General features: G+C 49.2%; 24 protein-coding genes. 7 read left to right on the plus strand and 17 right to left on the minus strand.

All coding sequences use genetic code 11. The features are described from left to right. Positions 1–101: 101 nt before the first annotated feature. Genes QZ367_RS08865 through thiH form a run of 3 tightly spaced genes read right to left on the minus strand, consistent with a single transcriptional unit; the run spans position 102 to position 3059 of the window. A complete protein-coding gene (locus QZ367_RS08865) occupies positions 102–1331 on the minus strand; it encodes a thiamine phosphate synthase (RefSeq protein ID WP_291939812.1) in 1230 nt (409 codons plus the stop codon). Next, positions 1325–1933, minus strand: a complete 609-nt coding sequence (locus tag QZ367_RS08870) for a hypothetical protein (protein ID WP_291939814.1) — start codon at positions 1931–1933, stop codon at positions 1325–1327. The genes QZ367_RS08865 and QZ367_RS08870 overlap by 7 nt, the downstream gene beginning before the upstream one ends. Beyond that, positions 1926–3059, minus strand: a complete 1134-nt coding sequence (thiH, locus tag QZ367_RS08875) for a 2-iminoacetate synthase ThiH (protein ID WP_291939816.1) — start codon at positions 3057–3059, stop codon at positions 1926–1928. The genes QZ367_RS08870 and thiH overlap by 8 nt, the downstream gene beginning before the upstream one ends. A 219-nt stretch (positions 3060–3278) precedes the next feature. Here thiH and QZ367_RS08880 point away from each other — a divergent pair, with 219 nt between their 5' ends. After that, positions 3279–3896 carry a tetratricopeptide repeat protein gene (locus tag QZ367_RS08880; RefSeq protein ID WP_291939819.1) on the plus strand — a complete coding sequence of 206 codons (618 nt, stop codon included), beginning with the start codon at positions 3279–3281 and terminating at the stop codon, positions 3894–3896. A 304-nt stretch (positions 3897–4200) separates the two neighbouring features. Here QZ367_RS08880 and QZ367_RS08885 read toward each other — a convergent pair whose 3' ends face one another. The 11 genes from QZ367_RS08885 to thiC all read right to left on the minus strand — a co-directional run bounded on the left by QZ367_RS08885 (position 4201) and on the right by thiC (position 17787). Beyond that, positions 4201–4962 carry a thiazole synthase gene (locus QZ367_RS08885; RefSeq protein WP_291939822.1) on the minus strand — a complete coding sequence of 254 codons (762 nt, stop codon included), beginning with the start codon at positions 4960–4962 and terminating at the stop codon, positions 4201–4203. Between the two features lie 423 nt (positions 4963–5385). Next, the gene (gene thiF, locus QZ367_RS08890) at positions 5386–6180 is read right to left on the minus strand and encodes a sulfur carrier protein ThiS adenylyltransferase ThiF (RefSeq protein ID WP_291939824.1); all 795 of its coding nucleotides are present in this window, start codon (positions 6178–6180) and stop codon (positions 5386–5388) included. Positions 6181–7151: 971 nt separating this feature from the next. After that, entirely contained in the window at positions 7152–7355 is a 204-nt protein-coding gene (thiS, locus tag QZ367_RS08895) for a sulfur carrier protein ThiS (RefSeq protein WP_291939827.1), read from the minus strand. Continuing rightward, positions 7348–8940 carry an ABC-F family ATP-binding cassette domain-containing protein gene (locus QZ367_RS08900; RefSeq protein ID WP_291939830.1) on the minus strand — a complete coding sequence of 531 codons (1593 nt, stop codon included), beginning with the start codon at positions 8938–8940 and terminating at the stop codon, positions 7348–7350. The genes thiS and QZ367_RS08900 overlap by 8 nt, the downstream gene beginning before the upstream one ends. A gap of 208 nt (positions 8941–9148) precedes the next feature. Next, on the minus strand, positions 9149–10276 hold the full coding sequence (locus tag QZ367_RS08905) for a cation diffusion facilitator family transporter (RefSeq protein WP_291939832.1): 1128 nt from the start codon (positions 10274–10276) through the stop codon (positions 9149–9151). 18 nt (positions 10277–10294) lie between these two features. Beyond that, positions 10295–10687: a hypothetical protein gene (locus QZ367_RS08910; protein ID WP_291939835.1), complete on the minus strand. Its 393-nt coding sequence runs from the start codon at positions 10685–10687 to the stop codon at positions 10295–10297. A 360-nt stretch (positions 10688–11047) separates the two neighbouring features. Next, a complete protein-coding gene (locus QZ367_RS08915) occupies positions 11048–12241 on the minus strand; it encodes a tetrahydrodipicolinate N-succinyltransferase N-terminal domain-containing protein (protein WP_291939837.1) in 1194 nt (397 codons plus the stop codon). Positions 12242–12358: 117 nt separating this feature from the next. Continuing rightward, a complete protein-coding gene (locus QZ367_RS08920) occupies positions 12359–13384 on the minus strand; it encodes a hypothetical protein (RefSeq protein ID WP_291939841.1) in 1026 nt (341 codons plus the stop codon). Positions 13385–13463: 79 nt separating this feature from the next. Then, positions 13464–14489, minus strand: a complete 1026-nt coding sequence (locus QZ367_RS08925) for a hypothetical protein (protein ID WP_291939844.1) — start codon at positions 14487–14489, stop codon at positions 13464–13466. 899 nt (positions 14490–15388) lie between these two features. Continuing rightward, positions 15389–16483 (minus strand): Mrp/NBP35 family ATP-binding protein, encoded by a 1095-nt coding sequence (locus QZ367_RS08930; RefSeq protein WP_291939847.1) that lies wholly within the window; start codon positions 16481–16483, stop codon positions 15389–15391. Continuing rightward, positions 16480–17787, minus strand: a complete 1308-nt coding sequence (gene thiC, locus QZ367_RS08935) for a phosphomethylpyrimidine synthase ThiC (RefSeq protein WP_291939850.1) — start codon at positions 17785–17787, stop codon at positions 16480–16482. The genes QZ367_RS08930 and thiC overlap by 4 nt, the downstream gene beginning before the upstream one ends. 217 nt (positions 17788–18004) lie before the next feature. Here thiC and ispF point away from each other — a divergent pair, with 217 nt between their 5' ends. The 6 genes from ispF to QZ367_RS08965 all read left to right on the plus strand — a co-directional run bounded on the left by ispF (position 18005) and on the right by QZ367_RS08965 (position 24490). Continuing rightward, positions 18005–19258, plus strand: coding sequence for a 2-C-methyl-D-erythritol 2,4-cyclodiphosphate synthase (gene ispF / locus QZ367_RS08940; protein WP_291939851.1), 1254 nt, complete (start codon positions 18005–18007; stop codon positions 19256–19258). Next, positions 19255–20118, plus strand: a complete 864-nt coding sequence (locus tag QZ367_RS08945) for a response regulator (protein ID WP_291939853.1) — start codon at positions 19255–19257, stop codon at positions 20116–20118. The genes ispF and QZ367_RS08945 overlap by 4 nt, the downstream gene beginning before the upstream one ends. Then, positions 20096–22003 (plus strand): hypothetical protein, encoded by a 1908-nt coding sequence (locus QZ367_RS08950; RefSeq protein WP_291939855.1) that lies wholly within the window; start codon positions 20096–20098, stop codon positions 22001–22003. Before QZ367_RS08945 ends, QZ367_RS08950 begins: the two co-directional genes overlap by 23 nt. Before the next feature lie 643 nt (positions 22004–22646). After that, a complete protein-coding gene (locus QZ367_RS08955) occupies positions 22647–23183 on the plus strand; it encodes a phosphatidylglycerophosphatase A (protein WP_291939857.1) in 537 nt (178 codons plus the stop codon). Positions 23184–23783: 600 nt separating this feature from the next. Next, positions 23784–24281 (plus strand): alpha/beta hydrolase, encoded by a 498-nt coding sequence (locus QZ367_RS08960; protein WP_291939860.1) that lies wholly within the window; start codon positions 23784–23786, stop codon positions 24279–24281. After that, a complete protein-coding gene (locus tag QZ367_RS08965; RefSeq protein ID WP_291939863.1) occupies positions 24278–24490 on the plus strand; it encodes a hypothetical protein in 213 nt (70 codons plus the stop codon). The genes QZ367_RS08960 and QZ367_RS08965 overlap by 4 nt, the downstream gene beginning before the upstream one ends. 476 nt (positions 24491–24966) lie before the next feature. Here QZ367_RS08965 and QZ367_RS08970 read toward each other — a convergent pair whose 3' ends face one another. From QZ367_RS08970 to QZ367_RS08980, 3 genes are read right to left on the minus strand one after another with little or no spacing between them, the layout of a single operon-like run. Next, the gene (locus QZ367_RS08970) at positions 24967–25434 is read right to left on the minus strand and encodes a hypothetical protein (protein ID WP_291939866.1); all 468 of its coding nucleotides are present in this window, start codon (positions 25432–25434) and stop codon (positions 24967–24969) included. Beyond that, positions 25431–25667 (minus strand): hypothetical protein, encoded by a 237-nt coding sequence (locus QZ367_RS08975; protein WP_005871317.1) that lies wholly within the window; start codon positions 25665–25667, stop codon positions 25431–25433. Before QZ367_RS08975 ends, QZ367_RS08970 begins: the two co-directional genes overlap by 4 nt. Further along, positions 25664–25924, minus strand: coding sequence for a hypothetical protein (locus QZ367_RS08980; protein WP_005871316.1), 261 nt, complete (start codon positions 25922–25924; stop codon positions 25664–25666). Before QZ367_RS08980 ends, QZ367_RS08975 begins: the two co-directional genes overlap by 4 nt. Between the last annotated feature and the right edge of the window lie 21 nt (positions 25925–25945).

The following is a 25945-nucleotide window of genomic DNA, read 5'->3' on the forward strand; positions in this document are numbered from 1 at the left end:
TTTTGATTTTATTAAAAGATCTGTTTTTGCATTGCGCCGCATGCGCGAAATGACGGCAGCAAGGGCGCGACAAAAGAAACGGATCGCATTTTCGGATCGATTCATTTCTTAAATTTTCTTATGAAATCGCTCGCGTCGCGCGCAGCCATCGCTGAGCTCATAACGGCGATCCTGTCGGCTCCCGCGCGTAGGACGGAGGCGAAATTGCGCGGCGTTATGCCGCCTAGCGCGTAGATTTCGCCCGCGAAAAACTCCCGCACGGCGCGGATCAAATTTAACCCCTTCGGCGCGAGCCCCGCCTTACAATCGGTCGCGAAGATGTGGCTTAGGCAGATCGCGCCGGCACCCAGCTCCAGCGCCTCGCGCGCCTCCGCCTCGCTGTGGCAGGAAGCGACCAGTTTTTTGAAATTTGCACGCAAAAACTCCGCGCCGTGCGCCGCGCTAAAGCCCCGCAAAACACCAAGCGGCAGCCATAAATTTCTCACTCCCGCGCTCAGCGCAAAATCCGCGAAATTATGCACGAATAGCATGGGTAGGCGCCTTGCACTCTCTGCTATCTGCGCGCCCTCCGCACTCTGCGAGTTTTCCGCCTTTTTCACGCTCTGTGAATTTTCTACGCCCTCTATACTTTCCGAGTTTTCTGCATACTGCGCGCTCTGTGAACTCCTCGCGTTTTTTGCACTATGCACATCATTCGTATTTTCCACACTTTGCGTACTCTGCATACTTTCCGCATTTTCTGCGCTCCGTACGCCTTCTGCCGCTAGTTTCGTTTCGCATACGGCGCCGCGAAGCGAAATTTCGCCCGGTGTGCTATCATTCTCGCAATTTGCAGCGCCAGTAAAATTTTCAGACAAAATTTCATCTAAAACGCAAGCGGAATTTTTAGGCCGTATCTCATCTGTAGCGGCACCGTGCTTGCGAGCCCCATCCGCGCAAAGCTCGCTCCTACCGCCGCCTGAATGGAGCTTTTTTCGAGAAACTTCATCTGCGTTGCGCTCGTAGAGCGAAATTTTATCCGCGTAGGCCGCGCTCGCGTTCGATCCGCTCGCGAAAGCTTGGGTTTCGCTAAATTTAACGACACGAGCTTCATCTGCAAAAATCCCGTCCGCACGGGCTGTATCCGCGCAAAACCCACTCTTGCGAGCGAGTAAAATTTTACCAAACAGCGCCGCATATGCCGCTTCGTCTAAGTCCTTCTCGCGCACGACGATCTCGCCTACGCCTGCCGCAGCAAAATCAGCTATGCGCGCAAGCAGCGCCGCCTCGCCGCCGCAGAGCGCGCGATTTGTGATGATCGTAATGCGCGAAGCAAGCTCTAAATCTAGCATCCGCCCGCTCCTTTAAGCCCAATATCCGTGCGTAGCGCGGCGCTCAAATTTAAAATTTTGCCTGCGATGCTAGGGATTAAAATTTTACTTGCTAGGGCGAGCGCCGAAATCCACGCCGTCACGCCATATTTCAAAATTTCGCCCGCCGAAACAAGGGCTAAAATTTCCGCCGCAGCGCTAAAACTCAAAGCGTTCGTAGAACTGCTCGATTTTAGCGACCTCGCGTTACCGCTACATAAGAACCCGAATCTCGCGCCGTTTTTAAATTTAAAATTTATGTCGCCCGCGAGCTCGGAATTTGCGTCGCCTTTAAATTTTAAATCCGCGTATGTGTTCCTAGGTCTTAAATTTACGCACGCATTTTGTATCTCAAAATTTCCCGCGCCAGCTGGCACGATATCGAAAATTTTATCATCTGCCATAGCGCCATAAATTTTATCGCCGTGTGCGGCGTTGCAAAATTCCGCGCCGTATTTTACGCTACAAATTTTATTTCCGCGCCGGGTGGCGCGAAATTTATCCTCGAGGCCGGCGCCCCAAATCTCGCGTCCAGTGCCGTAAATTTCATCCACGTACGCGGTAAAATTTCGCGCCTCACACATAGATATACTCGCTCATCAGCGGCTGCAGCCCGCCGTCGCGGATCGCCTCGCAGACCTCGCTTACGCTACGCGCGTCGCTGATCTCGAACTGCTCGTCGCCCCTCTGCTCGCTGTGCCCGCCGATACCGACGCTTACGCCCGCTGAAATTTTACTCGCCGCGATCCTGATCGCATTGTCGCGGAAGCCCGCCCTCTCGCGCGTGGAGATCGTGATCTGTGCACTTGGCAGCAGCAGCCGATACGCGCACATCACCTGCAGCAGCTCGCGCTCGCCGACGTCTTTCGGGTTTATTTTATCGTTGTTGATAATCGGGCGCAGGCGCGGCACCGAAAAGGCAATCTCGGCGCGCGGGTACTTGCGCTGAAGCAGCCACGCGTGCACGCCCGTAGCAAAGGCATCGCGGCGAAAGTCCCCGAGCCCCAAAAGCGCCGCAAAGCCCACGCCGCGCATACCGCCTCTGATCGCGCGCTCTTGAGCTGCGAAGCGATACGCAAAAACGCGCTTGTTGCCAGCAAGATGCAGCTGCGCGTAGCGCGCGGGGTCGTAGGTTTCTTGAAAAACGGTGACGAAATCGACGCCGCAAGTGTGCAGATAGGCGTAATCGGCGGAGTTTAGCGGATAAATTTCGACGCCGATTACCTTAAAATACTGCCGCGCGAGCTCGCAGGCGCGCCCGATGTAGCGCACGGGGCTGTTTTTCTCGCTCTCGCCGGTGAGGATCAAAATTTCTTCCAGCCCGCTCGCCGCTATCGCCTCAAACTCCGCCTTTAGCTGCGTCTCATCAAGCCTTGCGCGCGCGATTTTGTTTTTGCAGTTAAAGCCGCAGTAAACGCACAGATTGTCGCAGTAGTTTGAGATGTAAATCGGCGTGAAAACGGCAACGTTGCTGCCGAAATGCGCCGCTTTTTCGCGCGCCGCAGTACGAGCGATCTGCTCCAAATGCTCGCCCGCGCGCACGCTTAGTAACGCCGCAAAATCGCGCAGATCCCTATTTTTCGCGCCGATCGCCCTTTGCACGTCCGCCTCGCTCGCCTCCTCGCAAAAGCCCTCGCGCAGAGCAAGCGTACGCTCCATCATCTCGCTTCCGATATCCTCCATGCCCGCTAGATAGCCGGTTTTCATCATCTTTAAAATTTTCCTTTTAAATTTTCATTTAAATTCCACGCGACACATTTGCGCGTGCAAATTTACGCGCCGCAAAGTTTATTTTCGTTTGGTTTAGAAGCGCATTTTAGCAGGATTTCGGTAAAAAATTTTAAAACGGAGCACCCCGTTCGCATTTTAAATTTTAGTGATTATTAAAAGATGAAAGAATATACTTTCGTAAAATTTTAAGGAGAAGTAATGAAAAAAATCATCTTAGGTTTAGCCCTGTTGGGCTCTTTGGCTTTTGGCATAACTTTTAGCAAAGAGCAAGTTAAACAATTTGAGCAAAATTGCGAAGCAGGTGATTTTGAGGCTTGCAGTTACGCCGGCGCTCTTTATAAAAATCCGACCTTGTTCGGGGGAAACGCATCCGATAGGGATTATAAAAAAGCACTTTACTACTTTAAAAAGGCTTGCGACGGAAACGATTATGTAGCTTGCTCGGATTTGGGAGCAATGTATCATGGTGGCAAAGGGGTGAAAAAAGATTATAAAAAGGCTGTCGAACTATTCGATAAAGCTTGCGACGGCGGATATGCAGACGGCTGCAACAATTTAGGTTATATGTATGCAAATGGTAAAGGGATTAAAATGGATATGACGCGGGCTATGGGATATGCCAGAAGAGCCTGCGATGCGGGAAGTTGGATGGCGTGCGGGAATTTTGCTTCAGTTCTTGAAGCAGGTGGCGACAGAGCAAGGGCGACACAATACTATCAAAAGGCCTGCGAAATGGGCAAAAAACACCCAGGGTTATTCGGCTACGATAAAGACTCTTTACGAGAATACTGCGATAAATACGACATGCTAAAATAGCCCGCCGATCAATCGGGTTTCTCTCGATCGGGCTGCTTTCAGCCCGATTAAATTTTAAAATTTGATCGCCGAGCCTGCTGCGCGCTACACCGCTGCCAAATTATACTTTTCGCCACTACACTTTAAGATGCCTAGCGAAATGCGGAATTTATATCGTTCGGCATAGGGCTTAACAAAGTGTGCTGAGATTTAACTCACATGGCGCAAAAACCTTGCGTGATATGTATCCGTACAACCCAAGAAAGGCAAATTCGGCGCAAAAAAATACGACTCGCACAACCAAGCGCGCTTAAAATTTTAACCGCTATCTCAAAAATCCCGTTAGCGGCGAGCTTGCGCAGGCCGTCTTAGAAACGACGCCTAGCCCCGCCAGATAGGCATCGCGCCCCGCCTGCACGCCGAGCGCAAACGCCCGCGCCATCAGCGCCAGATCCCCGCTCGTGGCGATCGCCGTATTCACCATCACCGCGGCGCAGCCCATCTGCATCGCCTCGCAGGCCTCACTAGGCGCGCCGAGCCCCGCATCTACGATGATCGGTACGTCGATTTCGTCTAGTAAAATTTCGATCATTCCGCGCATCATCAGCCCGCGGTTGGAGCCGATCGGCGCTGCAAGCGGCATCACGGCGGCAGCCCCTGCGCTTACCAGATCGCGAGCGGCGCACAGATCGGCGTGCATGTAGGCAAGCGGCACGAAATCCTCGCGCGCCAGGGCCTCGCAGGCCTTAATCGTCTCAGCGTTGTCGGGCAGAAGGTATTTGCTGTCGCCTATGATCTCGATCTTTACGAAGTCGCCACATCCCAGCTCGCGCGCGAGCCGTGCGATCCGCAGCGCCTCCTCGGCGTTTCGCGCGCCGCTGGTGTTTGGCAGCAGCGTGACGCCGCGGGGGATGAAATCCAAGATATTGCGACTCTTGCTTTCGTTTACGCGGCGCAGCGCAAGCGTGACGATCTCGCAGCCCGCGTGCCGCACGCAGGCATCGATCATCGCGTGATCGAACTTCCCAGAGCCCATTATCAGGCGCGAGCTAAACTCCTTGCCGCCTAAGATCAGTTTATCGTCCATTCTATCCTCTTTAGTTTAAATTTTGTTTTCACATACGGCGCAGATAGCGCAATATCGGCACTCGCGCAGCGCGTTATGCACAGCGCGAAATTGCGGCACAGATTGTGCACCTTGCTTCTGTCGCTATTTTAACGCGCCGCACGAGGCTCTAAAATTTCTCGTCAAATTTTAGTCGCAAACAGACGGCGCAAAATTTCAAAGCGCTGTTTAAAATTTTGCGGCGGAGCAACGGCTTTAAATTTATACGCTGCGTTTAAATTTACGTGGCGCGCGGTAAATTTCAGACCGCTTTTTAAACGCGCCGTATGCGTATGCCGCCGAAACGCCCTATACTTTTCAAAAATAATCGCGCAAAGCTAAATTTAGCGGCAATGTACAAGGCGCGTAAATTTAGAAATGCAGGCGCGCGATGAGCGGCCAGGCCTAGCCCTCCTCGCCCAAAATCAGCCTAAGCGCGACGTTTGCTTGATGTGCGGCGCAGATCGCCACGCGCGGAGCGAGCAGCCCCACGCCCTGAGCCGCGGCGCTTTTGCGGTCGCCGCAGACGAAAACGTTTTTGCCGAGCCGCGTCGTGCGGATCTCGTTGGCATCGCCGCTGCCCGCCATGCCGCTAGCGCAGATCAAAAAGCGATCCGTACCGCCGAATGCACCAAAAATCATCGCTTTCGCCGCCGCGTCGTCGAAGCACTCGCAAATTATACGCTCGTTTTTTAAAATTTCGGCTACGTTTTGCGCGGTAAGTCGCTCGTTTAAGGTTCGCACGCACACGAACGGGTTTACGCGCGCGATTTTTTCGCGCAGAGCGGCTGTTTTGGGCTTGTAAAGATCGCCGATCTCGTACTGCTGGCGGTTTAGGTTGGTAGGCTCGACGACGTCGAAGTCGATCAAAAAGAGCTCGCCCACGCCCGCGCGCGCAAGTAGGATCGCGACGTTGGAGCCGAGCCCGCCGAGCCCGCAGATCGCCACGCGCGAGCCTTGCAGCGCCTCATTTACGGCGGGGGCATTGCGAGCAAGCATCAGCTCGCGAAGCTCCTGCGGCGCCAGCTCCGCGCCGCGCGCGAGCAAAAAGAGCTCATCGCCCGCCTTCAGCTCGCAGTTTTGCGTGCTCGCATAGCCGTTTATCACGGCGATCTCGCCGCTAAATTTAACCTCGCGCTTCAGCCCCTCAAGATCGCTCGCGCCCGTTTCGTAAGCTTTGCCATTTAATTTTATCTGCATTTTGATCCTAAATTTTATCTTTTTGCCGTCTAAATTTATCGCGCAAATTTAAGTGCACGACGCCTCATATCTGCGCAAACTGGGTACACATCTATGCGATATTGCGGTACAGTTGCGACATATCTACGCAGCTACGACGCACTCTACGCAAACGCTTGGCACGAGCTGCGATGCACGCGGGGCGTACCGAGCGCATCGCACGCGATTTTAATCCGCAAATTTCATCCTGCTTTTAACGCGTAATCTTTTAACCTTGCGTATTGAATTCGGCTAATACGGGGGGCGCTGTATGAGCTCCGTACGGAACGCGCAGCGCAAGCTAAATCCGTTAAATTTTAACGCATTAATCCCCGCCTGTCGGCTAAATTTAAATTCGCGAAGCGCTAAAGCGATCCGCTGAATTTAAAAGCCGCTAAACGCCCGAATAAACCCGCGCTGCGGCTAAATTTAAAATTTCAAGCCCAACTGACGAAAAAACGGGCCACAGCATACGCCTCAGCGTGCATAGCGGCATAGATCTTGGGATAAATTTTAAAAACTCTGCACCCAAATCCCGCAACTTCGGCGTAAATTTTAATTCCCGCGCTCAAGCTTGCAGCGCCGGTGCAGTTTTAAAGCCCACGTCCTGCCGCCGCAGCTGGCGACGCAAATTAACGCCCGCCGCAATAAAATTTAAACTCTATCGCCGCGGAGCGAATTTTAAAACTCCTGCGTTAAGCTACCGCACCTCAATTCGCTTGCAAAATTTAAAAGCTCGCCACAGACGCCAGGCCACCGCGGCTTCCTCATAAATTTAAAAATCCCAAACACCGCTATGTCTCCGCTCCGCCGTATCGTTTAAAATTTTAACGACGCGCATGCAAATTTTAAGCCCCAGCCGCCGTACCGCTACGCCGCTTAAAATTTAGCGGCTTTCGCGCGGATTTAAACCTCAGCCGCCGTAGTTTTTAAAATAATTCAAAGCTCTGACCTCAGCCGCCGCCTACGAACTCGACGATCTCATATTTTTTGCCGCTTGAGATCTGCGTGTTCTCCCACGCCTCTTTTTTTAAAATTTCGCCGTCGCGCTCGAGCGCTACTAGGCGCAGATCATGTCCGCGCCGGCGCAAAAACTCGCTCACGCTCATATCCTGCGCCAGCTGTAGCGGCTCGCCGTTTACGCAGATCTTAATCATCGCTCGCCCCCAAGCTCTCGCGATACTCCTCGTAAGTTCCCCTAAAATCAACGATTTCACCGTCTCCTTTGAGGTGCAAAATTCTATTTGCAAACGCGTCGATGAGCTCGCGGTCATGGCTCACGCAGATCGCGCATCCCGCGAAGTTATACAGCGCTTCGCCGAGCGCGATGATCGCCTCAAGATCGAGGTGGTTGTTGGGCTCATCAAGCACCAGCAGGTTCGGGCGTTGCAGCATTAGCTTGCTTAGCATCACGCGGTGCTTCTCGCCGCCGCTTAGGCTACCCACGCTTTTCTCCTGCTCCGCGCCACTAAAAAGCATACGTCCAAGGCATTTGCGAATTTCATCCAGATCCCTATTCTGCGGGCTTTGTAGATACTCGTAGAGCTTGAGCTCGCCTGAAATTTTATTATTCGTATCCTGCGCGAAATACCCGGGCTCGATCGTGGCGCCCATGTGGACCTTGCCGCTAAGAGGCGCGAGCTCGCCCATGATGATCTTGCAAAGGGTGCTTTTGCCCACGCCGTTTCGCCCGATGATCGCGATCTTATCGCCGTGAGCGAGCTTGAGGTTAAAATTTTTCAAAATCTGAATATCGCCGAAGCTCATATCCACGCCGCTTAGCTCTAAAATTTCATTGCCGATCTCGCGGGCGGGCTTAAATAAAATACTAGGCTCCCTGCGCGAAGAGGTCGCAAGCTCGCTAAGATCGAGTTTGTCGAGCTGTTTTTGACGGCTCGTGGCCTGCTTCGCTTTGCTTGCGTTGGCGCTAAAGCGAGCGATAAATTTTTCAAGCTCAGCCTTTTCTTTGAGCTTTTTCTCGCGCTCGAACTGCGCCTGTTTGGCTATGAGATTGGACGCGATGAACCAGTCGTCGTAATTGCCGCTAAATTCGCGTACCCGCTTAAAATCCACGTCGAGGATGTCCGTGCAGACGCGGTTTAAAAAGTGGCGGTCGTGGCTGATGACCACGAGCGTGCCCGTGTGGTGATTTAGCTCAAACTCGAGCCACGAAATGGCGTCGATATCGAGGTTGTTCGTAGGCTCGTCCAAAAACAGCACGTCGGGGCGCGGGAAGAGCACCTGCGCGAGAAGGACCTTAAATTTATCGCTCGTCTCGATCTCGCTCATCTTTTTATCGAAGTCGTTTAGCCCCAGCGAACTTAAAATTTTCTCGATCCGCGTTTCGTACTCGTAAGCGGGATCCTCCTCCGCACATATCATCTCAAGCTCGCCGAGGCGCTCGTTTATCTCGTCGTTAAACTCGCCCGCTTCGTAAAGCTGCGTCTTTTCGCGCACGGCGTCATAAAGGCGCTTGTTGCCGTAGAGCACGGCGTCTTTGACGCTGAAACTTTCGAATGCGAATTGATCCTGCCCCAAAACGCCGATTTTAAGCCCGCTTTGTATTAAAATTTCGCCGCTGCTTGCTTCGATCTGCCCGCTTAAAATTTTAAGTAGCGTCGATTTGCCCGCGCCGTTTGCGCCGATGAGGCCGTACCGCCTGCCCTTATCGAGGCTTAAATTTACGTTTTCAAAAAGTAGCTGTTTGCCGAAGCGCATCGTTAGATCTTTGATTTCAACCATATTTTTCCTTTTAAATTTCTCTTTGCGTTGCCTTGCGCACGGGCTTCTGCCGGGTTTTGCGCGCAAATTTCATCTCGCGGTTTATTGCGGCTTTTGCGCCGCGCGGAGCTGCGATAAATTTCTCCTATTGTAGCTTAAAATTCTGAAATTTCGCCGAAGGGGCGCAGGCGAGCGCGATTAAATTTAAACCGCTAGAGCAATTTAAATTTTAGCCGCTGTAATCGCTATCGCGAGTGATGATGAGCGTGTAGTTCGGATACGCCGCGCGCACCTGCTTGCAGACTGCGCGAAACGTCGCCTCCATATCGGGCGCTGCGAAATCGACGATAACGTCGAAGCTGATCGAGCGCTTTTCCTCGTCGAGATAAAACCCATGTATCTGCGAGACGAACTCGTGCGAAAGCGCCATCTGTTTGATATGCTCGTAGATCTCGGCGGCGCGCGGATCGTTTTTATTAAACGCGTAAATTCCTACGGTGTCTAGGATGATATTAAATTTCGCAAAAACGGCATTTTGGATGCGACGCGTAAGAGCGTCGATCTGCGCCGCGGTGGTGCTTTCTGCGACCTCGATGTGGATGCTGCCGACCATCTTGTCGGGCCCGTAGTCATGAAACATCAGATCATACGCACCGATGACGCCCTCAAAGCCGCGCACGACATCGTAAATTTCATTCGTAAGCTCCAAGCTCGGACGCGAACCCAAAAGCTTGCTGATCGTGTCGCGTAGAATTTCATACGCCGTTTTGATTAAAAGAGCCGAAATTATCGCGCCCAGATACGCTTCTAAGCTCAGTCCGAAAATAAGCGAAATCAAAGCCGCTACGAGGGTTGCTAGCGATACGAGCGCATCGTATTTGGCATCCACACCGCTAGCGATGAGCGAGTCAGAATTTACGCGCTCGCCCGTCTTTTGAGTATAAAGCCCTAGGCTAAATTTCGCTGCGACGGCTACGGCGATGATGACGAGAGAAACCGCATTATAATTCGCCGCTTGCGGATGAATGATCTTTTTGATCGATTCAACGAGCGAGACGCCGCCGGTATAGAGGATGATGACGGCGATTACGATCGCGCTTAGATACTCGATCCTGCCGTGTCCGAAGGGGTGCGCGCGATCGGGCTGCTTGCTAGCAAGATGCACGCCCACGATCGTAATGACGGACGAAAGCGCGTCGCTTAGGTTATTTACCGCATCAAGCACGATCGCTATCGAGCCCGAGATCAGCCCCACGACGCCCTTAAATGCCGCTAAAATTACATTTGAAATGATACCGATCGCACCGGTGCGAATGATGATTTTATCTCTGCTATACGCCGCTTGAGGCACTTCCATTATCTCTCCTTTGAAATTTTACTCTAAGCCGCAATCGCTGCGCGTGTAGGTCAGATCGGCGATTTTTTCGCCGCTTTGCAGAAATTGTCGCACGCCTATGCGATTTAGACCGCCCGCTTTCATCGTCTCGCAAACGTCCTTTTGCCTATCGGCGCGCAAAACTCTCTCAAAATTTTGCTTTATTTTAGGATCTACTTTATCCCAAATTATGTTTTTTAGGGTCATGGAAACTATAAATTTATCGCCTTCGCACGTAGCCGCGCCCAACTTTATATCTTCAGTCTCTGGGTGACTGCGCCCATTTACGGCGTCCGCCAAAAATTTGCAGCGCTGTGCATCGGCATCGGCATCTCCCGCAAGCGCTGCGCTACAGATAAATACGCCTAATAGGGCGAGTATAAATTTTTTCATTTTCATCTCCTTATTTTTATTTGAAATCTATCATATTAAAATTTTAAATTCAATCTATTTTTGAAATTTAAGAACCCTCTGCGCGGCAAAAATCCGCGAGCCGCCAAAAGCTTTCGCGTTAAATTAGCGGCGTAAATTCCATAAATCACCGCTAGAAATTTTCTAAATCGCGGCAAAAATTCTTTAAATTCCGCGTGAAATTCTATGAGCGAAAATTTTTGTGATGGATCACATGCTATTGCTCAAAGCGGCGTGCGGCGAGATCATCCGTATCTTTTTCAAGCTCGCCGTTTAAGTTATAGATTTAACGTAGCTTTGAAAAGCTCCAGCCAATCCGCCTCGCGTTTAAATTTATAAATTTTAATGCAGTTCCGCGTTGAGTTTGATCGCACGCTTGCTAATGCTTGCCGTAATCTGCCCGCTTTGGCTATTTTGTCGGAAGTGAAGTCCGCTAAGCCCGGAAAGCTCAAGCCCTTTATAAATTTCGCGATCGAACGCAAAGCCCGCATTTAGCGCCGCTAGCGCCTCGCGATCCTTTTGCGCGATGAAAACCTTCGTGCCCTCAAGTACCGCGATACCAGCATCCACGATGCAGCGATCACCTAGCGGAATGCCCGTGACGGAGTTTGCGCCCAGCAAGCAGTGTTTGCCGATGCTCACAGCATTGCCGTTGGTGCCGCTTAGCACACCCAAAATCGACGCGCCACCGCCTATGTCGCTGCCCTCGCCCACGACGACCGAGCTACTGACGCGCCCCTCGATCATAACGCTGCCAGTCGTGCCTGCGTTGAAATTCACATACGCAGCACCCGGCATCACGGTCGTACCCGCGGCGATATGCGCACCCAAACGCACTTTCGCATCGTCTAAAATCCGCACGTTTTGCGGCGGTGCGACGTGGCTTAGGTAGCGCGGAAATTTATCGACGCTGATGATACGCGGATAACGGCCCTGCATTTTTAAATGGATTTCGTTTTCATGCAGCCACCAAAGCTCGATCGGGCGGGCGTTTTCGTCCCACGCGACGTTCGGAAGCACGCTAAATGCGCCGTCTAGATTGAGCGTGCGCGGCTCGCAGAGATTTAGCGAAAGCGCGTAAAGCTTGAGATAGACGCTCTCGACGCTTTTCGGCGCGGTATCCTCAAAGATAAAGCTAGCGCAAAAGCTCGCGTGCTCGTCCGATTTCATCGCCTCTTTAACCGCAAGTAGCACCTGCAGATTTTTGTGCGCGCCCTCTTTAGCGTCTGGCTGTAGAAATTTTAAAGCCTCGATCGCCTTTTTTAGGGCTTTGTGCGTTAGCGGAAGGACGCACTCACTACCGCTAAAATCCACGACCTCGCCGCATTCGGTTAGAGCATGGATTAGCACTGCTGCGCTTACTAGCCCATCTTTAAAATTTACGTACGCGTAATTCACACTTAGGCTTTTATGTCCCTCCGCACGCCCCTTGAATACGCGACCGATCGCCCACATCATCGGATCGCGATAACCCTTTGCGGCGCGAACTTTATCCGCAAAAGCTCGCAGCTCGCTTAGGCTTTTAATCTCTTTCATATTTAATCCTTAATCGCAAAATTGCGCGGGAGTATAGCTAAATTTAATTTAAAAGGGGATTTGAAAAGGCGCATGAATGGAATTTAAAAGCGAAAACACGCGCTTTTAAATTCTTGATTATTTCGCTTTAGATTGTTTGGCTTCTTGTAGTTTTGCTTCGGACTTCTTATCTTGCTGTTGCTCCGGCGAAACAAAAATACTCACATCCTCGCTAGGGACTTTCTTTCTTATAGTTTTAATGCAAGAATCGCCGACATCGCCACAATTGCTAACCGTGCGGTCAAATTCCACATAGGCATATTTGCCGTCATCGAAAATTAACTTACCGCTAATAACGGATTCATTTTTATCTTTTAGATAAATTTCAGCATGATCGGAAGCTAAATTTATAGATTTAAAAAATTCCTTATATATATCAACCCATATGATAGGGAATATTAGCATAGAAATAAGTAAGATTAGAAATACAGCCATACTAATTGCTATAAAAAGTCTTTTTATACTTATAGCTTGGTACACAATGAGAAATATCGCTACCCCTAATCCTGTAAAAAAAAGACCTGACCTCACAAAAGAAATATTTAGCCTACAATAACAAAAATAGCCAAATAATAATGTACATATAATTGCCAATACCATAAAAAGTATTTTTATATATTTACAATCTTCAAGTACCGGTAATATATACATAACATAAAATATTATTGCAAGTATCGCAAAGGAAGTCGTAACAAAATTGTCATTATGCCCAAAATAACAACCTATAAAAAATACAAAAATTACAAAAAGTATATTTATAAAGATGTAGAGGGAACCACTATCGTGCCACTTATATAAAAGACACCTATCAACATTAGGGTTGGATTGCGTTATGCGCATACAAGCACCCAAAATAAAGAATCCGTATGCACATATTAAAATTATAACTGCATAAATACCTGCAAGTAAAAAAATCCATATATTACTTACATTAAAAATTTCGTAACTAAAAAATCTGTTACCCCTCATATAAGTAATCACAAAAGTAAAGCCTGCAATAATGGAAAGTATAAGTGCTATTGAAAAAATTAATTTTAAAGTAACTGAAATTTCCCCAGAAATTTCTTTTAACTTTTTAAAAATACCTCCAGAATTTCCTGACATCTTTTTCTCCTATAAAAATACAAATCAAAGAATTATATAAAATTTTACTCATTTTTTCCTCCAATTTTAAAATTTCATCTCACCTAAACACATCATCCATCGGCGTGCTTTCGCATTTCTTGCGGTCCGCTTCTACCGAGAGTAGGCGAGCTTTGCTTTCGTCTAAAATTTTTGGTGTAATAACAAGCCCCGGCAAATCTAAGGAATTTACGGCGTGCTTGCCGGCAAATGCCCCCAGGCCTCTGCCAAATATCCCGTTTACGCGCCCGTTCATATCATAAATCTCGCTGCCGTCGCAGTGAAAGACATTGCCCGAGATGCACTCGCATTTAAGCCCATCCGCAGCCTCTGTGTATCTGTAGTCCTCGACGTAAAGCGCACCGCTTACGCCGCGGACGCTACTAATGGGATTGTAAATTAACACGGCTAGAATTTCATTCTTTTGCGGATTTGAGATCTCCCACTCCACGGCGCGATATGAGCTAAGCAGTAGCACGATAGGCTTAGCAGATTTGGCTAAATTTAGCTTGACGCGATTATTCATCTGCGCGCTTTCGTAGATCGCGCCCAGCCACAGATCATAGTCCTTATCCGCAGGGATCTTGGCTACGGCGTCCTTTTGACGATAAAAGGGCTCTACATCTTTAAAATCCACGAAAAGCTCGCTGGAATGCGCGTCATTTAAAAACCACGCTTCGATCTTATGCTTGCCTTTGCTAAATTTATACGTAAGCGGGCGCTTTTGATTGCTAGATGTTCCGCCTAGCACATCCGTGCCGTCCACAGCGATTACCAGCGTAGACCAGCCGTAATCTCCTAGCACCATCTTTTCGACATCTGCGTCGAAATTAAACTCGCCGACCCAATACGCCATAAGATTTGGAGACGGGATTTCATGAAAGGAATTTCCTTCGTAATTGACGCTGATGCGATCGACGTTTTCAGAGAAAATCACCTTCTTAGGCTCATCTTTATTCAGATAAAACGCCAAAAACTTATCCTGTGGGATCTGCGCGTCCGCGGTAATCTCTTTCGCCCATTTTTGCATATTGCTCTCTTGCGCGAACGCCGCAAATGCAAGCACCAAAATAATCAAAAACCTCATTACCGACCTTTCTTATTTCGTATAAAAGTAAAATCCCTAAACCTAAAAGTCCTAGGCTTAGGGATTTTGCCGCTTTAGCTTCCTGCCTATACGAATGAAATTCCAGCTGCTTAAATTTCAGCTGCGCAAGAAATTTCCTTGCCGCGACCGCTACAGATAAAATTCTACTCCAAATAAGCTCTACAGAGGCTTTCGCAGATAAACTCCACCGCCATGAAATCCGGCGAAATAAAATTTTAAACTAGCGCAATGCTACGGCTACCGCTAAAAAGTTAGGCGCGATAAAATTTCAAGCCTAAAATTCATATTTTAAAGCCCTATCTTAAAATTTTAAAACAAAGTTTTAGCGATAAAATTTCACATTTTAAAATTCCACGGCAAAGCTTTGCGATTAAAATTTTACATTTAAAACTCCAAGGCAGAATTCTAAAGCAAATTTTACCTCATTGAATTGCGCATTTGGAATTTAACTTCCGCCGTAAAATTTCACGCTTAGAATTTTATCTAAAATCTCACGCAACGAAGCTTGGGTAAAATTTTAGCTCGAAATTTCAAGCTTTAAAATTTAATGCTACAACCTCTGCACGAAATTCTATACACAAAAATTTTACTGACGCCGTAAAATCACTTCAAAATTTCGAGGCGGAATTTTTGCCAGGAATTTCGAGCTACAAAATTCGGCGTGAAATTCCAAGCCGCGAAACCCGCGTGAAATTTTACCCGCTAAATTTACGGGCAAAATTCTATGACGGATTTGCATACCGAAATTTTGCGAGCATTATAAAATTTGCAGCGAAATTTGACGTAAAATTCCAAATTATTAAATTCCGCGTTGAATTTCAATCTGCAAAATTCAAGAGAAATTCCACGCGAAATTTGACGTCGCGCCCGCCAAAATCCTAATTCGAGCAGGCGCTCTTTCCGTCCATCACCGGCTGGATCGCGGAGTTGTCCGCCAGCTCCTCGCGGTCGATCTTCTCGATCTTCTCCCACAGCTTGCGCGCAGCCTCTTCGTAGCGCTTCGCGCTCAAAGAATCGGGCGCGTAGAAGCTTACCGGCTTGCCGCTGTCGCCGCCCTCGCGGATAGCGATCTCGATCGGGATCTCGCCGATTACTTCGGTGTTGTATCGCTGCGCCAGCTTTTGCGCGCCGCCGCGACCGAAGATATCATACTCCTTGCCGTTATCTGGGCAGATGAAGCCGCTCATATTCTCGATAAGGCCTGCGATCGGGATGTGGAGCTTTTCGAACATATCAAGCCCGCGCGCGCTGTCGTCCAGCGCGACCGTCTGCGGCGTCGTAACGCACACGCCCGCCGTCACCGGCACGCTCTGAGCCAAGGTAAGCTGCGCGTCGCCCGTGCCTGGAGGCATATCCAAAAACAGCACGTCCAGATCGCTCCACGCCACGTCTTTTAGCAGCTGCTCGATCGCCTTCATTATCATCGAGCCGCGCCAGATGAGGCTCGCGCCCTCCTCCATCAGCACGCCCATGCTCATCATCTCCACGCCGTGGCTTAAAATCGGCTTTAGCTTCTGCCCCACGACGCTTGCTTGCGTCTTGTCCTCTCCTAGCATTCGCGGCAAATTCGGCCCATAAATATCGGCATCCAAAATCCCTACCCTCTTGCCGAGCTTTGCCGTGCTGATAGCTAAATTTAGCGTCGTCGTGCTCTTGCCTACGCCGCCCTTGCCGCTGCTGATCATCACGAAATGCTTGATCTGCGGCGCTATATTTTTGCCGCTGCGAGAGTTGCTCTTTTCCTCGGCGATCTTGGGCTGTTTGATTAAAATTTCGGCGTCCGCGCCGAGCGCCTTTTGCGCCGCCGATCTAAGCTCTGCTGCGATCTCAGGCTTGGCGCTGGGGATTTCGATCCCTACGAAAATTCTATCGCCAATCTCGACCTCTTTTACAAATCCAAAATCCACGATGCTTTTAGAAAAGCCCGGATAGATCACGCTTTTAAGCAAATTTAAGACTTCGTCTTTACTCATTCCTTCTCCTTATTTTCGGTTAAATTTCTACTGATTTTATATGCGCAAAATTTCGGCCCGCACATCGAGCAAAACTCCGCGCCCTTGTAAATTTCATCGCCCAGGCTCTCGTCGTGCAGTTCGCGCGCATGCGCAGGATCGAAGCTAAGCTCAAACTGTCTGTTCCAATCAAAATTATACCTCGCATCGCTCATCTCGTGATCGCGCTCTATCGCGCCCGCTTTGCCTAGCGCAACGTCCGCGGCGTGAGCGGCGATCTTATGCGCGATGATGCCCTCTCTGACGTCTTTTGCATTGGGAAGCCCCAGATGCTCCTTGGGCGTTACATAGCAGAGCATGCTGGCGCCGCAATACGCAGCCATCGTCCCGCCGATAGCGCTGCTGATGTGATCGTAGCCCGCGCCGATGTCGGTCGGAAGCGGCCCCAGCACGTAAAACGGCGCATCGCGGCAGAGCTTGCGCTCTAGCTGCATATTAAGCTCGATCTCATTAAACGGAATGTGTCCCGGCCCCTCGATCATCACCTGCACGTTTTTTTCATTCGCGCGCAGGGCTAGCTCGCCTAAAATTTCAAGCTCGCTAAGCTGCGCCCTATCGGTCGCGTCGTATAAGCAACCCGGGCGCAAGCCGTCGCCCAGAGATAGTGATACATCGTAGGCGGCGCAGATATCGCAAATTTCATCAAATGCTTCGTAGAAGGGGTTTTGCTTGTGAAATTTCATCATCCACGACGCTATCAGCGAGCCGCCTCTGCTTACGATGCCCATCTTGCGACGAGACAGCAGCGGCATAAACTCGAGCTTAAAGCCCGCATGGATCGTGAAATAATCCACTCCCTGCCGCGCCTGCTTCTCGATCGTGCTAAGAATAGCGCTCGTTTTTAAATTTTTAATATCGCCCAGCTCATACATCATCTGATAGATCGGCACCGTGCCTATGGGTACGGGCGAGCGCTCGATTATGGCGGCGCGGATCTCATCCAAATCGCCGCCCGTGCTTAGATCCATCACCGTATCGGCGCCGTACTTTAAGCAGGTTTCGAGCTTTTCTAGCTCGCCCTCAATATCGCTCGTCGTGCCCGAGGAGCCGATGTTAGCGTTGATCTTGCACCGCAGTGCGCGCCCGATGCCGATAGGTTTTAGGCTTTTGTGATTAACGTTTGCGGGGATGATCGCTCTTCCTTGCGCGAGCAGATCGCACAAGGCCCGCACGTCCATGCGCTCGCTTTGCGCGACCTCTCTCATCTGCGGCGTCAGCTCGCCTCTTTTTGCAAAATAGATCTGTGATACGCAGCTTTCGGTCATTTTCGCCTCGCTTCTTAAAAATGCGCGTATAATATAACAAATTTCATTAATCCTTACTTTTCTTTTGCCGTTTATTTTCGTAACGCAGGTTGAAATTTTACCGCCGCGCCGCGTAAATTTACGCCTAAGTTTAAGATATTTTAGCGCGCAAGCCGCGATTAATTTTGCTTTCATTTTTAATACGTATAATTTCGTAACAAAATTTCAAGGATAAAATTTGAAAGATATATCGCTGATTTTGCTCGCCGCGGGCGATTCGAGCAGGTTTGAGCTGAGCGTCAAAAAGCAGTGGTTGCGCGTGGGCGAGCTACCGCTTTGGCAATACGTCGCGCAGAGCATTGCGCAGGCGCACCCATTTAAAAAAATCATAATCGCCGTAAACGAGGAGGACGTGAGCTATTGCGAGCGCATCTATGCGTACAGCTCGGCTTCGGTGCGCGGCGAAAGCGCGGAGTGCGACACGAGCGAGTATAAATTTCAAAGCAAGCAGGGCGGGATCGGATGCGACGCAGATGAATGCGGCTCTTCAAATTTAAAATTTCACTTCGCCCCCGGCGGTGCAAATCGCCAAAGCTCGCTAAAAAACGCGCTAAAGCTCGTAGAGAGCGAGCTCGTGCTCGTAAGCGACGTGGCGCGCGCGCAAATTTCGCCTGAGCTAATCTCCTCGCTGATACGAAATTTAGGCGGTGCGGACTGTATCAGCCCCTATCTTGGCGTAAACGACACGACCTACCTCGGCGAGAACGTAGTAAAGCGGGAGGAGCTGCGCCTCATCCAAACGCCGCAGCTTTCGCGCACGGCGCTGCTTAAAAAGGCGCTTGAAGGAAGCGAAATTTTTACCGACGACAGCGCGGCGGTCGGCAGCGCGGGCGGACGGTTGGAATTTATAAAAGGTGAAGCGGGCGCGCTTAAGATCACGCGCGCAAGCGATCTGGCGGCGCTAAATTTAAAACCCTGCTCGCGCGATATTTTTTGCGGTACGGGTTACGATGTGCATGCGCTTGAAAAAGGCGCGGGCATCGTGCTTGGCGGCGTACAGGTTCCGTGCGAGTTCGCGCTGATCGCGCACAGCGACGGTGACGTAGCGATCCATGCCCTAATCGACGCTATTTGCGGCGCGGCGATGCTGGGCGACATCGGCGAGCTCTTCCCCGATAGCGACGCCAATCTTAAAGGCGCGGACAGCAAGGAGCTGTTACGAAAGGTAATGCGGCGCGTCAGAGGCTACGGCTACGAGCTCGTAAATGCCGATATTACGATCATCGCGCAGCGCCCGAAGATCGGAGCCTACAAAGCGCAGATGCAGGAGGTTTTAAGCGAAATTTTAAACTGCGCGCGCGTCAATGTCAAAGCGACCACGACCGAAGGGCTGGGATTTACGGGCAGAAGCGAAGGCATCGCCGCACAGGCTGCGGTAAACTTGAAATTCTACGACTGGCAAAAGCACGCAGCAGAGGCGCAGGACGTATGAAAATTTTAATCATAGAAAGCGAAATTTATCTAGCGCAAAGTATCGCAAACAAGCTGGGTGCGCTGGGACATGAATGCACTAACGCGGCGAGTTTGGCGGCCGCGGCGGGCCTTGCGGAGGAGTTTGAGGCGGTGCTGCTCTCTACGAGCTGGAGCGGCGCGAGCTTTTATCCGCTGATCGAGAAATTTAGGCGCTCGATCATAATTTTAATGGTCGCCTACGTCGATAGCGAAACGGTGCTAAACCCCGTAAAAGCGGGCGCGACGGATTATATCCAAAAGCCTTTTATGATAGAGGAGCTCATAAAAAAGATCGAGCACTACGCGCAGTTTCGCTCGCTAAAATCGCAAAACGAAGCCTACGAGGCGCTGCTTAAAGAAGTCTCTCTTTCGTGCGAAATACCGCCCGCGCGTTTAGCGCAGATAAAATTCCCGCTTCTTTTGCGCGGCGATGCGGCAGCGCGAGCTGCGGCGGTATTTAAGATCGCGCTTGCGCTAAAATCGCGCCTTAAAATTCTATCCGCGCAAAGCCCTGAGCCGCTAGAACGCGGCGCGGAGATTTTTTACGCACCAGATTTTGATAGCCTAAGCGGCGCGCAGAAGGAAAAATTTATAAACAAAACCAAATCCATGCGTATAATCGTCGGATCCATCGGCGCGCAAAAAGGCTTTAACGACGAAATTACGCTTGGCAGCAGCAAAGAACGCAGCGAAATTTTAAGCATCGAAGAATACGTAAAGCTCACGATCGTAGCGTACCAAGACGAGTATTTCGACTCCGATCTGGCAGCGGCACTTGGGATTTCGCGAAAATCGCTTTGGGAGAAAAGGAAAAAATATGGCATCGCAAGAAAAAAATAGCCGCGCGCGCTCGGTATGGATCGCAGGCGAGATGGAAATTTCGCGCGATACCGGCAATTTAAACGAAATAAAACCGCTTGAAAGCGAAGGAATTTTAAGCGGCACAAAAACTCTAAACGTCGCAATAGCTTCGAGTGACGCGGCGCAGAATTTAGAAGCGAAGCAAAATTTAAAAGCATCACAGAACTCAAAAGCAAAGCGTGATTTAAAAACGATGCGGAATTTAAAAATGTCAAAAGCTAGTAATGCCAGAAAAGACGAGGTGCAAGTTAAGGGAGCGGCAAGAAATTTAAAAGCAGAGCAAGCCGGAAGCGAGAGCAAAGGCGCAAATAATAGCGCAACGCAAATCCGCAAGATAGAGATCTCGCGCTCCGACCTAAATGTCCTGAGCCTGCTCGCAAACGGCGCTTTTGGCAAGAGCTGCGAGCTACTGCGCCCAAGCAAGCTAAGCGTATGCGGCATAAATTTCGTTTTTTCCTGCGCGGACGCAAAAAAAGGCGATATTTTGGAGCTTTATCTTAGCAAGGACGGCATAGCTGAACGCACCAAAAATTTCCTTAGCGGCGAGAACGGCGCGTATTTGCTAGCTAAAGGATCGCTCAACTTGCAGGATGGAGTTTCTGCTGCGGCGCAAAATGAGCAGAGTTTTGCGAAAAGCGGCACGGATTTCGCGCGCACTGCAAGTGCGCAAAGCGCTATAAACGCCACAAGCGAGGGCTTAGACCATATAGAAAGCCTTGCTGCGAGCTACGATCAAACTTTTACTCGCAGCACAGATGTAAAATCTGCGAAAAATGCCGCTTTGGATTTGGCGAAAAGCTCTAGTGAAAATTCTGCAGTAAATTCCGCGCAGAGCTTTGCCGAAAATTCCGTACTCAATCGCGTTTGCAGCACAGATTCAAAATCCGTAGCAAATTCGGCGGGAAATTTTATCTCAAATTCCACCGAAAATTTCATCAAAAATTCCGCTGCAAATCCCGTCTCTTGTGAGCTTGTCGCGCGCATAGACGTTAGCGACGTTTATGCCCCAAGCGTAAGCGAGGTAACAGGCTCAATATTTCAAAACGCATACGCAGAGCAAACTGCGGTGCAGGGGCGCATCACGCTGCTAAAAGATGGTCTTGCAGAGCAAATCGCGCGCATAAAAAAAGTCGCAAGCTCGCTTGCCGCGCCTAAAATTTCAGCGTTTTTTACCTGCGCCGATCCGATCCACCGCGTGCATGAGCGGCTGATTAGGCATATGATCGACAAGGCGGATTTCGTGGTTATTTTTTTAACCGGCACGAGCAGCACGGATGCCCTGCCCTACGAGCTACGCAAAAAAACACTAAGCTATTTACTGCAAAATTTTTTGGTCGCGCAACGCGCCATGATGATCGATCTGGGCTCGCTTGCGATTTTTGACGACAAGCCCGCCCTGCAATGCGCGATCGCAAAAAATTTAGGTATAAACAAAATAATTTTTGGGCAAAATCACGCAAATATAGAGCTATTTTTCGAAGGAGGCGGCGTGCATTCGGTGCTAGACGAGTATCAAAAGCGCGGCGAAATCGAGATTTTGCTTATGCCAGAATACGTCTATTGCGAGAAGTGTAAGGTGCTCGTAAGCACCAAAAACTGCCCTCACGGCGCTCATCATCACGTGCATTACCGCACGCAAAATCTAAAAGCACTGCTGCGCGCGGGGATTTTGCCACCCGCGATTTTTATGCGTAAAGAGATCTCGGCGATGATTTTAAGCGAGCTTTTTCCCGCGCGATTTTCAGATCTGCAAAAGCTCTACGACGAGCTTTTTCCAAACAGCGGGATCTTACAGAGCCACGGCGAGAGCGAGTTTTACGAGCAGCTGATGCAGCTGTATCAAACCAGCGCGCTAAAGACGTAGCGTTTGAGGGCGCAACGCAAAAAATGACGTGGAATTTGCGGAAGCTAGGCAGAGGGTAAAATTTCGCGACGTTAGAATTTACGGCGGCTAGACGTAAAGTAAAATTTCATAGTGCGAAAAGAAAGGACTGCGCGGAATTTTATAGCATAAAGAGCGGCGGACGCAGATTTGGCGTAAAATTTTGTGGCGAAGCGAATTTAAAATTTTAAGGCGCGGTGGATGTGTAAATTAGAAGTGCGGCGGATCTAAATTTTAAGTTTTCGGCAAGCGAACCTAAAATTTTAAAATTAAGCGGTTGCTGCGAGTTACAGCGCAAAACTCGGATGCAGCGCAACGACTGCTCGCTCGCGCAAAATGCCTTGCGTTTGCGGACGTGTTTGAAAACTCCGCGCAAGCGAGCAAAATTTTAAAATTTTTACGCAAATGAGTAGAATTTTAAAATTCCTACGTTAGTGAGCAAAATTCGTGGCGAGCGAGTAGAACTGATTTCGTGTAAGCGGGCGAAATTTAAATTCTATATGCACGAACAAAATTTAAAATTTCCTCGCACGCGCAAACGAAATTTAAAATTTTTGCGCGTGAGCAGATGCTCTAATTAAAATAAGCGGTAAAATTTTAAAAAGTAAAATTTAAAAGGACAATTATGGATAAAATTTTCGTTACATTTTTCGGCGCGGGGCTACTAAAGCCCGCACCGGGCACCTGGGGCAGCATCGCAGGCTGGATAGTAGGTCTTGCGATTTTGATGCTAGCGGGCGAGGTGACGCTGTTTTTGTGCGCCGCTCTCGTCTTTTTCGTCTCGCTTAAGATCGTAAGCGATTACGAAAGGCGGGTAGGCGCGCACGATAACAGCGAGATCGTCATCGACGAAGTCGTGGGGGTGTGGATCGCGATGTGCGTCGCAGCGCCCGCGGGCGAGATCTTTTCGCTGCCGCTGCGGGAGCTGATCGCGGGCTTTGAGAGCAGCAGGATCTCGATCGTCGCGATGATTTTGGCACTATTGTTTTTCAGGGCGTTTGACATCTGCAAACCCTCGATCATCGGGCGCGTGGATCGCGACGTAAAGGGCGGGCTCGGCGTGATGCTAGATGACGTGCTGGCGGGCTTTTTTGCGGGGCTTGGGGTTTTGATAGTTATCTCTTTAGGGGTCAAGCTCGGCGCCGCGGGATTGATTTTTTAAGCTTTTTGGATGTGCTCATGGCAAACACAGCGCGATTGCGGGCGCTATCAAGCACTGAAATTTTAAAAGCCGCATCTTGAGCGGGGCTTATGAATTAGCGCAAATTTTAACTTCTGAGGCGCGAGCCCGCTTGGAATTTAAAATTTAAGCGGTATTTATTCGCGCAGCCTGCAAATAAAGCAAACGTAAAATTTTAAAATTTTGCACGAGTCGCGATAAAATTTGCGTGGCCTTAAATTTTAAATTTCGCAGCTTGCAGAATTCTACGGCGTGAAAATTTTAATACGCAAATTTCACGGCGCGTGCAATTGCGATACAGAATTTCGTAGCAAGAATTTTTGCAGCCTGACAGCGCAAAATTTCTACGATATAGAATTTTAATTGTGCTGCAAGAATCAAAATCATGCCGCCTGAAATTTCGTGCGGCTAAATTTTAAAACAAAGCGGCAGGCGCAGCTCGCGCGTAAAATTTTAAAATTTATCGCTAATCGCAGGCAGTCTAGCAGGGCGCGCTATTAAATTTTTGGCAATATTTATGGTTTTGCTTGTAGCATTGCCGCAAATGCGGGTATCGACGCAAAAAATTTAAAGGAACGAAAAATGCAAAAGAGCGCGATTGAGATACGTGGCATTCCCGCTGCCGTTTGGGGAAGCCGCTCGAAAAAGGTTTATATCTACGCTCACGGACAGGGCGGAAGTAAAGATGATGCGGAGCTTTTAGCTTCCGTCGTTTGCGAGCAAGGCTGGCAGGTTATTAGCTTTGACTTGCCCGGGCACGGACAGAGGCGGCACGAGCCCGCTTCTTGCGATCCGCGGCGCGCTATTTTGGAATTTCGTGAAATTTTATCGTACGCAAAGAAGCGCTGGGACGAGGTCGCGCTGTTTGCTGTTAGCCTAGGAGCATGGCTCGGCCTGCAAAGCTTCCGCAACGAAAAGCTTAGCGACTGCCTCTTCCTCTCGCCGATACTTGATATGAAATACGTTATTTCAAATATTATGCGTAGGGCCGGCGTTAGCGAAGAGCGATTGAAGCAAGAGCGGATGATTTTGCCCCTGCCCGGCAACCGCTTTTTTGGGAATATTGGAGTTTTGTTTTGAATAATCCGATCACTAAGTGGGAAACGCCCAGCAGGATTCTATATGCAGAAAACGACGATATGACGCCTCTTTGTATCGTTAGAAATTTCGCGCAGAAGTTCGGCTGCACCTTAAGCGTTATGAAAAACGGCGAGCATTGGTTCTATACGCCGCAGCAGCTAGATTATTTACGCAGATGGATCAAATCGGCGGTTGAGAATCGGCGATAAAATTCTATGAGAGATTTTTAAAACTCATGCCCAAACCCGCGCCGATAAAATTCTGCGCGCTTTTGGAGTGCGAATTTCAATAAATTTAAGATGATCTTGATATTTTGCTTTAATACGCTTGTTTTATAAGGCGCTTTTCGTAAATCTCAGCTCATATCGCGTCACGCGAGGGGCATAGCTTCAAAGCACACATTTCATAAATTTAACCGCAATAGCATAAATCATGACCGATATGAATTGCAAACTAAAATATGATTAAAATTTAACCAATAAGCTGTCAATACAAATGCAAAAATGCCGATTTTAAAGCTAAATTTTAAAAAATGCCTATAAAGATGAATTCTTGAAATATTAGCATGTTTTTGGCACGAGGTGCGAGCCGATGTACGGCTTATCACACTTCACTAGCACTATCGCGCTCATGCTACACGTACGCTTTACGAATCCATAGCAGTCGCGCGATTAAATTTTAAAAATTATTTGCCTATCCTAAAGCCGTTTAGCTTCATATAGGTCGTATCTTTATGAAATGCTTCGCAGCGCTCCCTGTTGCGGTTGATATTCGAGGTCTCGAAAAAATATCCATCACTATCTTGACGCAAGGTGATCGTCGCACAAAAGATCATATCGTTTTTCAGTTTCGGTCCTACGCCATAGGTAAAGCTTTGATTGACTGCTAAGCTACGTGCCAGATCGCTATCGCTAAACTGTCTGGAGCCCGTCATACTCTTTAGCTCGCGAAAATTTCCTTGATTTAAGTAGTCGCGTTGTATATCTTTAAAGACGCCTTCAAGCTCGACTGCATAAGCTTTTACTAAAACCTCATCCTTAGCACCGCTTAATTTAGGATATATTATTTTTACTATCACGAAGATTATAATAGCTAAAAATATTATCCCGCTTACGCCGCCGCCTACTGCCGCACCTTTTCTCATTTTCATCATTTTACTCCTTCATCGATGTCTTTTACCAAGGCATCTATTTTTTTATTAAGCATGAAATTTTCGTAGCTTTTTTGGATATAGGCTTCAAGCAGTTCGCCCGCATCCAGATGATCGCTGCCACGAGTTAAAATCCGCCAGTCCCTGCCGAAGACCTTCGCAAAGTCATCATCCAGGCTTATCGCGTATTTTTTCGTCAAAGACTTACTCGTTAGCTGAACTGAAATTTCTTTCATTTCTCGCCTAAATTATCGCCCGCCAAAATATCGTCAATCTGCTTGCTTAGATCCTCATCGCTCATCTTGCGATATGCCAGATCGTTTTCAAGCGTGCCAAGCTGCATTCCCAAAGCCTCGTTTTGCGCCTTGACCGTCGCTAGCTCTGTGCGTAGCTTTTCGTTTTCGTCTCTAGCCTCGGTGTATCGTCTAATCAGCTCAGCTACTTTATTGCTTAAGCCCTCGACCTTTTTCTCTTCGTCAAAGATTGATTCCATTATTTCGCCTTTTCTGATATA

This window comes from Campylobacter sp. (assembly GCF_019423325.1).
In the GTDB taxonomy this organism is placed as follows: Bacteria; Campylobacterota; Campylobacteria; order Campylobacterales; family Campylobacteraceae; genus Campylobacter_B.

What these genes read in the sequence shown, in the direction of transcription:
- thiH (WP_291939816.1), bottom strand. Translation starts at nt 3,059, where the DNA reads ATGATGAAAACCGGCTATCTAGCGGGCATGGAGGATATCGGAAGCGAG.
- QZ367_RS08945 (WP_291939853.1), top strand. Translation starts at nt 19,255, where the DNA reads ATGAAAATTTTAATCATAGAAAGCGAAATTTATCTAGCGCAAAGTATC.
- QZ367_RS08970 (WP_291939866.1), bottom strand. Translation starts at nt 25,434, where the DNA reads ATGATGAAAATGAGAAAAGGTGCGGCAGTAGGCGGCGGCGTAAGCGGG.
- QZ367_RS08950 (WP_291939855.1), top strand. Translation starts at nt 20,096, where the DNA reads ATGGCATCGCAAGAAAAAAATAGCCGCGCGCGCTCGGTATGGATCGCA.
- QZ367_RS08905 (WP_291939832.1), bottom strand. Translation starts at nt 10,276, where the DNA reads ATGGAAGTGCCTCAAGCGGCGTATAGCAGAGATAAAATCATCATTCGC.
- thiS (WP_291939827.1), bottom strand. Translation starts at nt 7,355, where the DNA reads ATGATTAAGATCTGCGTAAACGGCGAGCCGCTACAGCTGGCGCAGGAT.
- QZ367_RS08955 (WP_291939857.1), top strand. Translation starts at nt 22,647, where the DNA reads ATGGATAAAATTTTCGTTACATTTTTCGGCGCGGGGCTACTAAAGCCC.
- QZ367_RS08980 (WP_005871316.1), bottom strand. Translation starts at nt 25,924, where the DNA reads ATGGAATCAATCTTTGACGAAGAGAAAAAGGTCGAGGGCTTAAGCAAT.
- QZ367_RS08870 (WP_291939814.1), bottom strand. Translation starts at nt 1,933, where the DNA reads ATGTGTGAGGCGCGAAATTTTACCGCGTACGTGGATGAAATTTACGGC.
- QZ367_RS08910 (WP_291939835.1), bottom strand. Translation starts at nt 10,687, where the DNA reads ATGAAAAAATTTATACTCGCCCTATTAGGCGTATTTATCTGTAGCGCA.
- QZ367_RS08915 (WP_291939837.1), bottom strand. Translation starts at nt 12,241, where the DNA reads ATGAAAGAGATTAAAAGCCTAAGCGAGCTGCGAGCTTTTGCGGATAAA.
- QZ367_RS08865 (WP_291939812.1), bottom strand. Translation starts at nt 1,331, where the DNA reads ATGCTAGATTTAGAGCTTGCTTCGCGCATTACGATCATCACAAATCGC.
- QZ367_RS08930 (WP_291939847.1), bottom strand. Translation starts at nt 16,483, where the DNA reads ATGAGTAAAGACGAAGTCTTAAATTTGCTTAAAAGCGTGATCTATCCG.
- QZ367_RS08900 (WP_291939830.1), bottom strand. Translation starts at nt 8,940, where the DNA reads ATGGTTGAAATCAAAGATCTAACGATGCGCTTCGGCAAACAGCTACTT.
- QZ367_RS08975 (WP_005871317.1), bottom strand. Translation starts at nt 25,667, where the DNA reads ATGAAAGAAATTTCAGTTCAGCTAACGAGTAAGTCTTTGACGAAAAAA.
- QZ367_RS08880 (WP_291939819.1), top strand. Translation starts at nt 3,279, where the DNA reads ATGAAAAAAATCATCTTAGGTTTAGCCCTGTTGGGCTCTTTGGCTTTT.
- QZ367_RS08925 (WP_291939844.1), bottom strand. Translation starts at nt 14,489, where the DNA reads ATGAGGTTTTTGATTATTTTGGTGCTTGCATTTGCGGCGTTCGCGCAA.
- QZ367_RS08960 (WP_291939860.1), top strand. Translation starts at nt 23,784, where the DNA reads ATGCAAAAGAGCGCGATTGAGATACGTGGCATTCCCGCTGCCGTTTGG.
- QZ367_RS08885 (WP_291939822.1), bottom strand. Translation starts at nt 4,962, where the DNA reads ATGGACGATAAACTGATCTTAGGCGGCAAGGAGTTTAGCTCGCGCCTG.
- QZ367_RS08920 (WP_291939841.1), bottom strand. Translation starts at nt 13,384, where the DNA reads ATGTCAGGAAATTCTGGAGGTATTTTTAAAAAGTTAAAAGAAATTTCT.
- thiC (WP_291939850.1), bottom strand. Translation starts at nt 17,787, where the DNA reads ATGACCGAAAGCTGCGTATCACAGATCTATTTTGCAAAAAGAGGCGAG.
- thiF (WP_291939824.1), bottom strand. Translation starts at nt 6,180, where the DNA reads ATGCAGATAAAATTAAATGGCAAAGCTTACGAAACGGGCGCGAGCGAT.